Genomic DNA, 13972 nt, shown 5'->3' on the forward strand with positions numbered 1-13972 from the left:
CTCCGAACCCGCCTCCCGCCCCATGAGCCAACCCAGCAGCGAACTGATGATCGAGGCGCGGGCCGTCGAGAAGTGGTACCCCAACGGATTCCAGGCCCTGCGCGGCGCCAGCCTGACGGTGCGGCGCGGCGAGGTGGTGGTGATCATGGGCCCCTCGGGTTCGGGCAAGAGCACCTTCATCCGCACCTTCAACGCCCTGGAGGACTTCCAGAAGGGCAGCATCACCGTCGACGGCATCGTGCTCTCCAATGACCTGCGCAACATCGACGCCATCCGCCGCGAGGTGGGCATGGTGTTCCAGCAGTTCAACCTGTTCCCGCACCTTTCGGTGCTCGACAACCTGACGTTGGCGCCGGTGCTGGTGCGCAAGCGCCCGAAGGCGGAGGTGGAGAAGCAGGCCCGGGCCCTGCTGGAACGGGTGGGCATCGCCGAACAGGCCGGCAAGTACCCCGGCCAGCTCTCGGGGGGCCAGCAGCAGCGGGTGGCGATCGCCCGGGCCCTGTGCATGGAACCCCGCATCCTCCTGTTCGATGAACCCACCAGCGCCCTCGACCCGGAGATGGTGCGGGAGGTGCTGGAGGTGATGCAGGATCTCGCCGCCGACGACATCACCATGGTGGTGGTGACCCACGAGGTGAAGTTCGCCCGCCACGTGGCCCACCGGGTGGTGCTGATGGCCGATGGCGAGGTGGTGGAGGAGGCCGCACCGGAGGTGTTCTTCACCAACCCCAGCCACGAGCGCACCCGCCGCTTCCTGGATCAGATCCTCTGACGGCCCCTAGCCCCGGCTCGCCCAGTCGGCGGCGTTGAGTTCCGGGAACAGCCCGTCCTCCCGCTCCACCCCCACCAGCCACTCCCGGGGCAGGTCGGTGCCGTGCTCGAGGGCATCGATCAGCCGCCAGAAGCGGTCGAGGTGGCGGCGGATCCGCTCCCGCGCCAGGCCGGTGGTGGTGCCGGCCCGCAGGATGAAGCTCCAGTCGGAGCTCTGGGCCAGCAGCAGTTCGCGGCCCGCCTGGGTGAGCAGGGCCCGCTGGGCGGTGCTGCCCACGCCCCGGTTCACCCGCTGCACCATGGCGCGGGAGGCGCGCTGCCACTCCGCCACCACCCAGGCGTTGGTGTCGTTCAGCCAGTAGTCGTGGTAGCCCCCCTGGCCCCAGCTGGAGGGGGCCGGCCGGCAGACCTGCAGGGACCGCCCCTCGCTGAGCACATCGCGCAGGTGGGTGAAGCGCACGTCCAGGGCCGGACCCTGGCGGAACAGCTCGGCCAGGAACCGGGGGCCCTCGAACCACCAGTGGCCAAACAGCTCCGCATCGAAGGGGGCCACCAGCAACGGCGGCGGCACGATCGTCGCCGCCAGCTGCTCCATCTGGGCGGCGCGGCCCCGCAGGAAGGCTTCGGCGTGCTCCGTCACCCGCTCGGCCGCCCGCGCCGGGTCGTAGGGCTGCTTGAGCTCAAGGGGGCAGCCCTGGGCGGTGACGCGGTGCAGCTTGAGTCCGAGGGGGCGGCGGTCGTGGATCCCCTGGGTCTCCAGATCCACTTCCGGCAGGTCCCAGCCCAGATCCCGGTGGAACTCCCGGTAGGCCCCGTCACCCGGGTAGCCCTGGCTGGCGCTCCACACCGGCAGGGTGGATTCGCTGTCACGGGCGAAGAAGGCCACCCCCGCCGGGGAGCAGATCGGGGCGTAGACCCCGTAGCGCGGACGGGGCAGGCCATGGAGCAGGCCGTGGCCGTCGAGCAGGGAATAGCGCAGGCCGCACTCGGCCAGGAGCCGGTCGAGGTCCTCGTAGTAGGCGCACTCCGGCAGCCAGATGCCCAGGGGCCGCACACCCAGCAGCCGCTGGTGCTCCCGCACGGCGGTGAGCAGCTGGGCCCGTACCGCCTCCGGCGAATCCCGCAGCAGGGGCAGATAACCGTGGGTGGCGCCGCAGGTGATCAGATCGAGGACCCCCAGCTCCTGCAGCCGCCGGAAGCGGGGCAGGAGATCCCCCCCCATCTCCCGCCACTGGGCCTCGATGGCCGTGAGGGTGTGCTGCAGCTCGCGGGCCGGGACCTCCAGCTCGGGAACGGCTCCGTCAAGCAGGGTGCGGCGCAGGGCCAGCCAGGCCGGGAAGCGGCCGTTGAGGGCCCGGTCGCTCAGCAGCGACAGCAGGGTGGGAGAGAGGCCGAGGGTGAGCCGGGGCCGCTGCTGGGGATCGGCGGCCGCCTGCTCCAGCACCTCCAGCAGGGGCAGATAGCATTCCTGGAGGGCCTGGAAGTACCAGTCTTCCTCCAGCGAACCGGGCTCACCGGAGCGCACGTAGGGGAGGTGGGCATGCAACACCAGGGCCAGATCGCCTGCGGCCATGGGGTAACCCTCTGTGGCGCCACTCTACGTTCCGTTCCCTGACGGTTCCGCTCCCGGAGCCAGGACGGCCGGCCCCTAGAGTGGATCTAACTCATAGCTGTTCCGCCTAACCCCATGGCCCGCGATCCCGGCCGGGTATTGATCTTCGATACCACCCTCCGCGACGGGGAGCAGTCCCCCGGCGCCAGCCTCAACCTGGAGGAGAAGCTCGCGATCGCCCAGCAGCTGGCCCGCCTGGGGGTCGACATCATCGAGGCCGGATTTCCCTTCGCCAGCAGCGGCGATTTCCACGCCGTCCAGCGCATCGCCGCCAGCGTCGGCACCCCGGACGGGCCCGTGATCTGCGGTCTGGCCCGGGCCGCCAGCGGCGACATCAAGGCCTGCGCCGAGGCCGTGGCCCCCGCCGCCCGCCGGCGCATCCACACCTTCATCGCCACCAGCGACATCCACCTCGAGCACAAGCTCCGCAAGACCCGCGCCGAGGTGCTCGCCATCACCGCCGAGATGGTGGCCTATGCCCGCTCCCTCGTCGATGACGTGGAGTTCTCCTGCGAGGACGCCGGCCGCAGCGACCCGGAGTTCATGCATCAGGTGATCGAGGCGGCGATCAACGCCGGCGCCACCACGATCAACATTCCCGACACGGTGGGCTACACCACCCCGGCGGAATTCGGCGCGATCATCGCCGGCATCAACCGTTCGGTGCCCAACATCGACCGGGCGGTGATCTCGGTGCATGGGCACAACGATCTCGGCCTGGCCGTCGCCAACTTCCTCGAAGCGGTCAAGAACGGCGCCCGCCAGCTGGAGTGCACCATCAACGGCATCGGTGAACGGGCCGGCAACGCTTCCCTCGAGGAGCTGGTGATGGCCCTGCACGTGCGCCGCAGCTACTTCAACCCCTTCCTGGGCCGGCCGGCCGAGCAGCGCGACCCCCTCACCAACGTGCGCACCGAGGAGATCACCAAGACCTCCCGGCTGGTCTCCAACCTCACCGGCATGGCGGTGCAGCCCAACAAGGCGATCGTGGGCGCCAACGCCTTCGCCCATGAATCCGGCATCCACCAGGACGGGGTGCTCAAGAACCGCCTCACCTACGAGATCATCGACGCCCGCACCGTCGGCCTGGCCGACAACCGGCTCTCCCTCGGCAAGCTCTCCGGCCGCAGCGCCTTCCGGGCCCGGCTCGAGGAGCTTGGCTACACCCTGGAGCGCAACGACCTCGACGACGCCTTCGCCCGCTTCAAGGAGCTGGCCGACCGCAAGCGGGAGATCACCGACCGGGATCTGGAGGCGATCGTCAGCGAGCAGGTGCAGCAGCAGGACCAGCCCCGCTACGCCCTGCAGTCGGTGCAGGTGAGCTGCGGCACCAACCTCCAGCCCACCGCCACCGTCACCCTGCGAGACGGGGACGGCATCGACCTCACCGAGGCGGCGATCGGCACCGGCCCGGTGGATGCGGTCTGCCAGGCCCTCAACCACCTGGCCCAGGTGCCGAACGAGCTGGTGGAGTTCAGCATCAAGTCCGTCACCGAAGGCATCGACGCCATGGGCGAGGTGACCATCCGCCTGCGCCACCAGGGGGTGCTCTATTCGGGCCATGCGGCCGACACCGACATCGTCGTGGCGGCGGCCCAGGCCTTCGTGAACGCCCTCAACCGGCTGGTCTCCGGCGGCCAGCGCGCCCCGCTCCACCCCCAGAAGACCCCCCTTCCGGTGGCGGAACTGCCGCGTCTGTGAACGCCCCCAACCGCTCCCCGCTGGCCACCGGGCTGCAGCTCGCCCTGCTGCTGCTGGTGGCCGTGCTGCTGCTGCTGCCCCTGCTCTGGCTGGTCAGCACCTCCCTGAAGGGGCCGGCCGAGGACATCTTCACCAGCCCTCCGGCCCTGCTGCCCAGCCAGCCGAGCCTGGAGGCCTACGGGCGCCTGTTCGCCGCCAACCCGATGGGCACCTACCTGCTCAACAGCACGATCGTCAGCGCCCTGGCGGTGCTGGCCAACCTGCTGTTCTGCTCCCTGGCGGCCTACCCCCTGGCGCGGATGCGTTTCCGCGGCCGCGGGCTGGTGCTGGCCCTGGTGGTGGCCACGATCCTGATCCCCTTCCAGGTGGTGATGATCCCCCTTTATCTGCTGATGGTGCAGATCGGGCTGCGCAACACCCTCTGGGCCCTGATCGTGCCCCAGGCGGCCACGGCCTTCGGCATCTTCCTGCTGCGCCAGAGCTTCCTGGCGGTGCCGGTGGAGCTGGAGGAGGCGGCCCGGATCGATGGCTGCACCCCCATCGGCGAGTGGTGGAACGTGATGCTGCCGGCGGCCCGGGCCGACCTGATCACCCTGGCGATGTTCGTGTTCATCGGCACCTGGAGTGATTTCCTCTGGCCGCTGATCATTCTCGACGACCCCACCCTCTACACCCTGCCCCTGGGTCTGCAGCAGCTGGCCAGCAGCTTCTCCCTCGACTGGCGTCTGGTGGCGGCCGGATCGGTGGTCTCGATCCTGCCGGTGCTGCTGCTGTTCGTGCTGCTGCAGCGCTACATCCTGCCCAGCGCCAGCGGCGACGCCGTCAAGGGCTGAGGGGCCCGAAGGGCGCTCAGGGGCTGCCCACAGGCGGCGGACGCAACACGCCGCCGTCGCCGCGTTCGGCCGGGGCCTGGGCGGGACGGCCGCCGGGCCCCGCCGAAGGCACCGGCGTGGCGGGGAAGGGGTCCGGATCCCTTTGGGGGCGCCGCACCGCCCGACCCTGCAGGTCGGCCAGGGCGGAGCGCCACTGGTCCTGCTGCTGTTCGAGGGCCTCCAGCCGCTGGGCCCCGGCCTCCAGGGTCTGGAGGCGGCCCACCATCGCCCGCTGCTGCTCCTCCAGCACGGAGGTGCGATCCAGGGCGCGGCTGTTCTCCAGTCCCTGGAGGCGCTGCTCCAGCTTCATCAGCAGCTGGCTCTGTTCGCGCGTTTTCGCCAGGATCACCAGGAACAGCACGGCGAGCATGGAGCTCAGGCCGATCTGCAGCCAGCTGGTCCAGGGCGGCAGGCCGGCGGCCGGTGGCGGCGGACCGGGGACCGGGGGCGGGGGAGAACGCCGGGAACGGTCGTCTTCGCGGTCGGTGATCGAGACCATGCGCCCCCTGTGCTGACCCATCCTGCCCTGAGTGGCCCGGAGCGTCAGCCGCCGGCCTCCGGCAGCCCCGCCCCGCGGCGGGCGCAGGCCCCCGCCAGCAGCTCCGCCACGGTGGAGCGGTAGACGGCGGAGGCCTGCTCCGGATCGCGGCCGATGCAGGTCATGCCCAGCTTGCCGAACTCCGAGAGGCAGCCCAGCAGGTGAAAGACGCTGCCCTGCAGCCGGGCGGGGTCGTAGTGGAGGCCGGCCTCGGCGACGATGTCGATCAGGTCGAGGGGCATCAGCCCCCGCAGGCGGAGATCGCTGAGGTTGTCGGTGGCCCGGTAGTGCAGCGGCTGCCCGGTGGGGGAGAGGAAGCAACCGGTGGCGGGATCGAGGCTGCCGGCGGTGATCGCCCGCAGGGCCATGAACGGATGGGTGGTGCCGCCCTGGCGCAGGTTGACCTCGATGGCCTGCAGATCCCAGCGTTCGCCGAAGCGGCGGGCGATGAAGTCGACCCCGAAGCGCTCCAGAGCCCCTTCGGCGGCGAGGGCCCGGCCCACGGCCAGGCCGTGCTCCATCAGCGCCACCCGGTAGGGCTCGGCGGCGGGGAAGCAGCAGCCCAGGTAGGTCTGGCCGCCGCCACCACCGAGGATCTGCTCGTGGGTGGAGAGCACCTCCACCATCCCGCCCGGGTGGATCGTGCCCTGCACGCTCGGGGAGCGAAGGGCGTCACCGCCCTCCAGCCAGGCCTCGGCCAGGGCCCCCTGGCTGGCCAGCAGCTCCGTCCAGCCGGCCGCCGGCATCGGCAGGGCCTCGAGGGCCCGCCGGATCCGCCCGACCCGCTCGCTCCTGGCCAGCCCGGCCAGCCCCAGGGGGGTGAAGTCCAGGCGGGCATTGCCCTCGCCGCTGAAGCCCTCGTTCAGCTTGATCACACAGCCCCCCAGCCCGGGGTCGCTTTCCCACAGGTCGGCCACCGCCTCCGCCAGGTCGTCGAGGCCGTGGGCCAGCCCGGTGCCGGGGGGGTGGGGCACGCCGCAGCGGGCGAACAGCTCCCGGCTGCCCGCCTTGGTGCCCCAGTAACCCAGGGCCGGGTCCGTGCCCAGCAGGGGCACCTGCAGGCGCTCAGAGAGGGTCTTCTCCAGCTCGGTCACCACATAGCAGATGATGAAGCTCCGGCCCGGCCGCAGCCGCTCCCGGATCCGGCCGAGCAGGGCCGGCCGCTCCAGGAGCTTCTGGGTCAGGGGTCGGGCAGAGCCGTCGTCGGTGTCGAACAGGTGCAGCCGGCGGCGGGCATGGGAGGTGGGCACCCCCGGCATCAGCTCCAGCACCGCGTCCACCACCAGCTCGGGCAGCAGCTTGCTGGTCACGTAGACCACCTGCACGCCCGGATTGCGCAGCCGCATCAGGGAGAACAGCTGGCGCTCCTCGTAGTGGTGGGCCCCCGTCACCAGGGCCAGCTGGGAGGGATCCATGGTGAGCGAAGGCAGGATCAGCAGATCGAAATCCGCGCCCGCACCGCCGCCGGCGTCGCCATGCTCCCGGCCCCACGGGGCCTGCAGCCCCTGCTGCAGTTCGCGGAAGCTCAGGGCCATGGCCGGATGGGCGGAATGTCGTCATGCTGACCACCACAGCGGCCAGCGCCAATGGAGTCGTTCACGGTGAGTGCCCTCGGGTACGGCGCCGCCTCCCTCACCACCCTGAGCCTGTTCCCCCAGGCGCTGAAGACCGTGCGCAGCGGCGACACCAGCGCCATCTCGCTGCGCATGTACGGCCTGTTCACGCTGGGGGTGCTGGCCTGGGCCGTCTACGGCCTGCTGCGGGCCGACGGTCCGGTGATCGCCGCCAACCTGATCACGCTGATCCCGGCCTCGGTGGTGCTGGAACGCAAGCTGCGGGCCCTGCTGGAGGGGAGGCGCTGAGGTGGCCGGCCCCATGGACAACGACGCCCTGTTCGTCGCCATCGGCGCGGTGCCGGGGGCCTGGCTGCGCTTCCGGGTGGTCAACCACTTCGAACCGATGCTGCCCCGCAAGCACTGGGGCACCTTCGGGGTGAATCTGATCGCCTGCTTCGCCATCGGCCTGCTGGTGAGCCTGGAGGCCAGCTGCGGCGGTGCCGCCGGTCGCACCCTGCTGCTGCTGGGCACGGGCTTCCTGGGCAGCTTCAGCACCTTCTCCACCTGGATCGCCGAGCTGCACGCGACCCTGCACCAACGCCAGCGCCGCGAGGCTGTCCTGCTCTGCGGCGGCTCGGTGCTGGGGGGCCTGCTGGCCGTGGCTGCCGGGCTGGCCATCGGCGGCAGCTAGGGAGGAACCATGGCACCACCCCCTTCCGACAGCCCCGCCAGCCTGCGCCGGGAAGCCCGGGACCTGCTGCTGGTGGCCGCAGGTGCGGTGCCCGGCGCCCTGCTGCGCTGGCGCCTGGAGGACGTCGGCAAGGGCCTGGAGGGGGTGCCCACCGGACTGATCGAAGCGGACCTGGTGGCCAACCTGGTCGGCACCTTCCTGATCGGTGTGATCGCCGCCCAGCGCCCCCCCCGGCCCCGGCTGCTGCTGCTTGGCGCCATCGGCTTCTGCGGCTCGCTCACCACCTTCAGCAGCTGGATGCTGGAGATCAGCCTGGCGCTGCGGCGGGGTCGCCCCGATGAGGCGCTCGCCGTGGTGCTGGTCAGCCTCCTGGGGGGCCTGGCGGCGGTGACACTGGGGCTGGTGGTGGGCAGCTGGCTGGGGCGGTTCCGGCTCAGGCGCTGAAGGCCTTGCGGGGGGGGATGGGATAGGGAATGCGCCGGTGGCGCATGCGCTTCCAGACCCGCACGAAGGCGCGGATCACCAGCTCCAGCTCCGCCCGGGAGATGCCGCTGCCGTCGAGCTGGCCGTCGTTCTGGCGGGCCTCCACCAGCCGCCGGACCATGGCCCGGGCCTCGGCCTCGGTGGTGCCCGGGGGCAGGGAGCGCAGGGCGGCCTCGCAGCCGTCGGCCAGCATCAGGATCGCCGTCTCGCGGCTGCGGGGCGCCGGACCGCGGTAGCGGAACTGCTCCTCCCGCACGGAAGGGTCCCGTTCCTTGGCCTGGTGGAGGAAGTAGCCCATCTTCAGCCGACCCTGGTGCTCCGGGATGAAATCGGCCAGGGGGCGGGGCAGCCGGTAGCGGCGGGCCAGCTTCAGCCCTTCGTCGACATGGGCCTGGAGGATGGCGGCACTGGCGAAGGGATCGTCCAGTTCGTCGTGGGGATTGGCCCCCTGCTCCTGGTTCTCGATGAACCACTGGGGGCCGTGCAGCTTGCCGACATCGTGATACAGGGCGCCGGTGCGGATCAGGTCCACGTCGGCCTGGATGGCGCGGGCCCCCTCCTCGGCGAGGCCACAGATCATCAGGGTGTGCTCGAAGGTGCCCGGGGCCTCCATCGAAAGGCGGCGCAGCAGCGGCCGCTCCAGGTCGGCCAGCTCCATCAGCCGGGCCCGGGTGAGCAGGCCGAAGAAGCTTTCCACCAGCGGTGCCAGGAGCAGTCCCGCCATCAGCAGTCCCGCCACCAGCAGGGCCTCCTGGAGCAGGTCCGTGCCGCTGAACGGCCCCGCGGAGGTCTCGAGGCTGTGCAGATGGAACAGGTGGATCAGCAGCCACTGCAGCAGCACGGCGCCAACGGGGAGGAGCAGGGCCAGCTGCAGCAGCTGGGCCCGGTTGCGCTGCCGCCCCGCCAGCACCGCCGCAACGGCGGCCACCACCGCTGCCACCCCCAGCTGGGGCACCAGCAGGCCCTCGACGGGGACCGGCCAGAGCATGGCGGCCACGGCCAGCCAGGCCAGGCCGGCGGCCGTGCCCAGCCCCTGGGAGAGCAGCAGGGTGGGGGGAACCAGCAGGGCCAGGGGGCTGACCTGGCTGCCGAGCCAGAGTTTGCACCCCTGCACCAGCACCAGCATCGCCAGGGTCAGCAGGGCCTGGCGCGGCTCGAGGCTGGCGCGCCAGCGGCGCATCACCAGCAGCATCACCCCGCAGGCGGCGAGGGCCTCACTGAAACGGCCCAGCCAGGCCACGGGCCGGGGCCGATGGTTGACCAGATCGAAGTGCTCCAGCACATCAAAGGCCTGGGGGCTGATCGGTTCCCCCTGCCGGGTGATCAGGTCGTTCTTGCGCACCCGGATCGTGGGCAGCCCCTGGCGGGTGAGCAGGTCCTCGATGCGGCGCTGGCTGAGAAAGCTGTCGCTGCGGAGGTTGGTGCGGCCCTGCAGGCTGGCGGCCAGCAGGCGGCTGCCCAGGCTGCGGGCGGGGGGCGAGAGGTCCTGCAGCTGGAGCTCCGCGGCTGTGAGCAGCTGGCCCTCGGACAGGCTGGCGACGACGCCCTGGCTGAGCATCCGCTGCTGGGCCCGTCGCAGGGACACCTTCCAGCGCATCAGCTCCGGGGGAGTCAGCCCCGTCAGCCAGCGGCGTTCTTCTTCGGTGAGATTGAGGGAATCGGGCCGGGGCTGGTCGTCGGCAACCGTCTGGCGCACCCGCTGCAGCCGCAGCTCCAGCTGCTGCACCAGGGCTTCACTGGCCTGGGGGTCGACCACCTGAATCTGGCTGCGGGGCAGCATCTGGCTGCGGCGCTGCTCGAGGTCGGTGCTGTCGATCACCGTCGCGTCGGTGGGGGCGCGGGCCGTGAAGGGTGCCGGCATGCCGGGACGCAGGTTGGGCTCCACCAGCCAGGGCCAGCTGGAGAGCAGGGCCACCAGCAGGCAGAGCAGCAGCACGAGCAGACCGCCCCCGGGGCGCCAGGCCACCAGGGCCTGGCGGGGACGCTCGAGCCGCAGCAAGTGGCGCCACAGTCCCCTGATCCGCCGCAGCCCGAATCTCATCGGTCCAGGCTAGCCAACGGATGCGGCACCCTTTTCGCAGGGTGTCGGTGCATGCTGGGGTCCGGCAACGCTTCCCCCCCATGGCCACCCTTCTCGATGGCAGGCGACTGGCGGCGGCGATCGAAGAACGGCTGAACGCCGTGATCACCGATGGGCTGGCGATGGCGGGACGGCCCCCCGGTCTGGCGGTGCTGCGGGTGGGGGATGACCCCGCCAGCGGCGTCTACGTGGCCAACAAGGAGAAGGCCTGTCGCCGTGTCGGCATCCGCAGCCATGGGGGCCATCTGGCGGCGGACACCCCGGCCGAGGAGGTGCTGGCCCTGATCGGGCGCCTCAATGCCGACCCGACGGTCGACGGCATCCTGCTGCAGCTGCCCCTGCCGCCGGGCCTCGATGAGGGGCCGCTGCTGGCGGCGATCGACCCGGACAAGGACGCCGATGGGCTGCATACCCTCAACCTGGGGCGCCTGCTCAAGGGGGAGCGGGGGCCGCGCAGCTGCACGCCGGCCGGCGTGATGGCCCTGCTCAGGAATGCCGCCGTGCCGATCGCCGGCGCCCGGGCCGTGGTGGTCGGCCGCAGCATCCTGGTGGGCAAGCCGATGGCCCTGATGCTCCAGGCCGCCGATGCCACCGTCACCATGGCCCATTCGCGCACCCATCACCTGGCCGAGGTGACCCAGGAGGCCGAGATCCTGGTGGTGGCGGCAGGCCGCCCCCGGCTGATCGGCGCCCAGCACGTCCGACCGGGGGCGGTGGTGGTGGATGTGGGCATCCACCGGCTGGAGGGCCGGCTCTGCGGTGATGTGAACTACGAAACGGTCGAGCCGCTGGCGGCGGCGATCACGCCGGTGCCCGGAGGGGTGGGGCCGATGACCGTGGCGATGCTGCTGGTCAACACCGTGCTGGCCTGGTGCGAGCGCCACGGGCTGGAGCATGACCTAGGCGATCTGCTCCACTGAGTTCGCTTCCAGGAGGGTGAAGGGAACGGGGGTCTTGAGGAACTCCAGGAAGGCCATCTGGGGCAGGGGCCGGCTCAGCAGGTAGCCCTGAATTTCATCGCAGCCGAGGGCGCGGAGCAGGGCCAGCTGCTCAAGGGTTTCCACCCCTTCGGCGAGCGTACGCATGCCCATCGAGCGGGCCAGATTGATGATCGTCACCACGATGGCGCGATCGTCTTCGCTGGCCACCAGATCGCGGATGAAGGATTGGTCGATCTTGAGCCGATGGGCCCGGATCCGCTTCAGATAACTCAGGGAGGAATAGCCGGTGCCGAAGTCATCAATGGCCAGGCGGATGCCATGGGCGTAGATCTGCTCCATCTGGGCCAGGGCCTTCTCCGGATCGGTGAGCGTCACCGATTCCGTGAGCTCCAACTCCAACCGGTCGGGCGGAAACCCTTCAGCCTGAAGCTGTTCGATCACCATCTGGATGAGATCCCCATGGTCGAACTGTGCCGCAGAAATGTTGACCGAGACGGTCAACGGCGTCGATCCCATGTCCGTCCAGCAGTGCGCATCTCGAAGGGCGCAGCACATCACCCACTGGCTGACCGGGAAGATCAGACCGCACATTTCGGCCAGGGGAATGAATTCGGACGGCAGTACCGGACCCAGATCGGGATGGGTCCAGCGGATCAGGGCCTCGGCCCCGAAGATGAGGTTGCTGCTGAGATCGAGCTGGGCTTGGTAGTCCACTCTGAGTTCTCCACGTTGGATGGCCTGGTGCAGGGCGTTGGTGAGCCGCAGGGCGCGGATGCTCGTTTCCTGAACGCTGGGAGTGAAGAACTGGAGGCCGTTGCGGCCGGCAAGCTTGGCCTGGTGGAGTGCCATGTTGGCGTTGCCCATCAGCTGCTCTGGTGTGATGCCATCGTCGGGGAAGTTGGCAATGCCCACCGAAGCGGTGAGGAACAGGGGTTCGGCGCCGAGGCTGAAAGCCTTGGCGACGGAGTTCCGCAACCGTTCCGTCATCGCCAGGGTGGCCGTGGTGTCCGAATCGGGGAGCACCACAACGAATTCGTCTCCACTGGTGTGGGCCAGGGTGTCGCCGTCCGCCAGGTTGGCCTTCAGGCGCTTCGCCATCTCCAGCAGCACCCTGTCGCCGATGGCATGGCCCAGGTTGTCGTTGACCTGCTTGAAATTGTCGAGATCGAGGACCAGCAGGGCCAGAGGCAGATTGGATCGCCTGGCCAGATCAAGGCCGTGGCGGATACGATCCTGCAGCAGGGTGCGGTTGGCCAGGCCCGTGAGGGGGTCGAAATAGGCCAGTCGCTCGATCTGCTCCTTGGCGAACTTGCGCTCAGTGATGTCACGGGTCACCCCGTGGAGCTCCACCCGATCAGTGCGTTTGTTGCGCACCATCTTGGAGACCGATTCGGTCCAGACCCTTGAGCCGTCCTTGCACAGAAGTTCGGCCTCGTCGATCGAGACGACGTCACTGCTGCGCAATCCGGCGCTGAACTGGGCCAGATCCTGGCTGATCTGCCCTTTCAGCCGCTCGGCGGCCTCCCCACCGAAGGCCTCACCGAACGGCCTGGCCATGACCTCCTCGACCGTGAATCCCTGCAGCCGCAGCACGGAGGGACTCACATACAGGTAGCGAAGCGTCTCAAGATCCAATGACCAGATCACTTCATGGGTGGACTCGGTGATCTCCCTGAACTTCTCCTCGCTGACCTTGACCGCGTCCTCGAGCGCCTCACGGGTGGCCTCGAGGCTGAGCCGGTCGAGGGCGACATCGATGCCACCAACCAAGTCGAGCAGCAACTGCTGGCTCTTGACATCGAATCGGTCGGTTTCATTGGCGTAGATCCCCAGACCACCGATCACGACCCCGTCGCGATGCAGGGGCAGGAAAGCGGCAGCCCCCCATCCATAGGGGCGGGCCCGCTCGTGCCAGGGCACGCACGAGGAATCCGTCATGAAATCACTGATCCAGAAGGGGTGGTTGTCCCGCAGGGCGCTCGCGAAGGGGCCCTGCCCCTTCGGGTCTTCCGGATCAAGGCTGATCTCCAATCCATCCAGATAGGCGCTGTCGTCGCCGAACCAGGCCGCCGGCCTGATCCGGCGGCTGGAGGGTTCGATCATCCCCACCCAGGCCAGTCGCATCTCCCCCGAGGTGACTGCCAGGCGGCAGATCTGCGCCAGCATCTCCGAAGGGTCCCGTACTCTGGCCACCACCTTGTTGCAGGCGCTCAAGGTGGCGTAGAGCTGGTTGAGGCGCAGAATTCCCGCCTCGTAGCCTTTGCGCTCGGTGATGTCCCGGCAGAGCATCAGGTAGCGGGGATCGTTCCGGTTCTCCTGTTCCTTTCTCGCGATCGAGAGCTCGAACCAGTTGACGCCCCCGGGCTTGGCCATCTCGATCTGCCGCCTGGGGGAGCGGCCGTCCACGGACGCGTCCGCCAACGCCAGCGCTTGCAGCATTGTGGTGGCGGCCGCAGGGGAGAGAACATCCTCCAGATGGGGGCGGACGTCCGGGTTCTCCGGCAGATGGAACAGCCCCCGTTGGGCACTGTGAATCGCCAGGATCTCCCCGGACGCGGAGATCTCGATCAGGGGGTCGGGAATGGAGTGGATGATGGCGCTGAGGTCCTCACGGTCCCGCTGCAACGCCTGGGTCCGGCGCCCCACCTGTCTGCGCAGACTGGCCGTCCAGAGCGTGACCACACCCCCGCTGGCCAGGATCAGGCCAACAACGAGGGCCACCTGCGG

12 protein-coding genes are annotated in these 13972 nt (G+C 69.9%); 7 read left to right on the plus strand and 5 right to left on the minus strand.

Going from position 1 to position 13972, the window contains the following annotated elements:
* Window positions 1-22 precede the first annotated feature (22 nt).
* Window positions 23-772, plus strand: a complete 750-nt coding sequence (locus tag KBY81_RS02270) for an amino acid ABC transporter ATP-binding protein (protein WP_315858463.1) — start codon at window positions 23-25, stop codon at window positions 770-772.
* Window positions 773-778: 6 nt separating this feature from the next.
* Here the strand turns inward: KBY81_RS02270 and KBY81_RS02275 are convergent, their stop codons facing one another.
* The gene (locus KBY81_RS02275) at window positions 779-2344 is read right to left on the minus strand and encodes a glycoside hydrolase family 57 protein (RefSeq protein ID WP_254975471.1); all 1566 of its coding nucleotides are present in this window, start codon (window positions 2342-2344) and stop codon (window positions 779-781) included.
* A gap of 114 nt (window positions 2345-2458) precedes the next feature.
* On the opposite strand from KBY81_RS02275, the gene KBY81_RS02280 reads away from it, so the two are divergent.
* The gene (locus KBY81_RS02280; protein WP_106219808.1) at window positions 2459-4084 is read left to right on the plus strand and encodes a 2-isopropylmalate synthase; all 1626 of its coding nucleotides are present in this window, start codon (window positions 2459-2461) and stop codon (window positions 4082-4084) included.
* Window positions 4081-4917 (plus strand): carbohydrate ABC transporter permease, encoded by an 837-nt coding sequence (locus KBY81_RS02285; protein ID WP_106219807.1) that lies wholly within the window; start codon window positions 4081-4083, stop codon window positions 4915-4917. The genes KBY81_RS02280 and KBY81_RS02285 overlap by 4 nt, the downstream gene beginning before the upstream one ends.
* Window positions 4918-4933: 16 nt before the next feature.
* Here the strand turns inward: KBY81_RS02285 and KBY81_RS02290 are convergent, their stop codons facing one another.
* Entirely contained in the window at window positions 4934-5455 is a 522-nt protein-coding gene (locus KBY81_RS02290; protein WP_106219806.1) for a hypothetical protein, read from the minus strand.
* A 44-nt stretch (window positions 5456-5499) separates the two neighbouring features.
* Entirely contained in the window at window positions 5500-7029 is a 1530-nt protein-coding gene (locus KBY81_RS02295; protein ID WP_254975472.1) for a peptide ligase PGM1-related protein, read from the minus strand.
* Between the two features lie 51 nt (window positions 7030-7080).
* Between KBY81_RS02295 and KBY81_RS02300 the strand changes: the two genes are divergently transcribed.
* From KBY81_RS02300 to KBY81_RS02310, 3 genes are read left to right on the plus strand one after another with little or no spacing between them, the layout of a single operon-like run.
* On the plus strand, window positions 7081-7356 hold the full coding sequence (locus KBY81_RS02300; RefSeq protein ID WP_106219804.1) for a SemiSWEET family sugar transporter: 276 nt from the start codon (window positions 7081-7083) through the stop codon (window positions 7354-7356).
* A gap of 13 nt (window positions 7357-7369) precedes the next feature.
* Window positions 7370-7741 carry a CrcB family protein gene (locus KBY81_RS02305; RefSeq protein WP_181279990.1) on the plus strand — a complete coding sequence of 124 codons (372 nt, stop codon included), beginning with the start codon at window positions 7370-7372 and terminating at the stop codon, window positions 7739-7741.
* 9 nt (window positions 7742-7750) lie between these two features.
* On the plus strand, window positions 7751-8185 hold the full coding sequence (locus KBY81_RS02310; protein WP_254975473.1) for a CrcB family protein: 435 nt from the start codon (window positions 7751-7753) through the stop codon (window positions 8183-8185).
* On the opposite strand, the gene KBY81_RS02315 is transcribed toward KBY81_RS02310, so the two are convergent.
* A complete protein-coding gene (locus KBY81_RS02315) occupies window positions 8175-10265 on the minus strand; it encodes an HDIG domain-containing metalloprotein (protein ID WP_106219801.1) in 2091 nt (696 codons plus the stop codon). The genes KBY81_RS02310 and KBY81_RS02315 overlap by 11 nt on opposite strands.
* Window positions 10266-10345: 80 nt before the next feature.
* Between KBY81_RS02315 and folD the strand changes: the two genes are divergently transcribed.
* Window positions 10346-11224, plus strand: a complete 879-nt coding sequence (gene folD, locus KBY81_RS02320; protein WP_106219800.1) for a bifunctional methylenetetrahydrofolate dehydrogenase/methenyltetrahydrofolate cyclohydrolase FolD — start codon at window positions 10346-10348, stop codon at window positions 11222-11224.
* Here the strand turns inward: folD and KBY81_RS02325 are convergent.
* The gene (locus KBY81_RS02325; protein WP_254975474.1) at window positions 11204-13966 is read right to left on the minus strand and encodes an EAL domain-containing protein; all 2763 of its coding nucleotides are present in this window, start codon (window positions 13964-13966) and stop codon (window positions 11204-11206) included. The two genes, folD and KBY81_RS02325, sit on opposite strands and share 21 nt — an antisense overlap.
* Window positions 13967-13972: the final 6 nt, after the last annotated feature.

Source organism: Cyanobium sp. Lug-B (genome assembly GCF_024345635.1).
Lineage (GTDB): Bacteria > Cyanobacteriota > Cyanobacteriia > PCC-6307 > Cyanobiaceae > Cyanobium > Cyanobium minutissimum.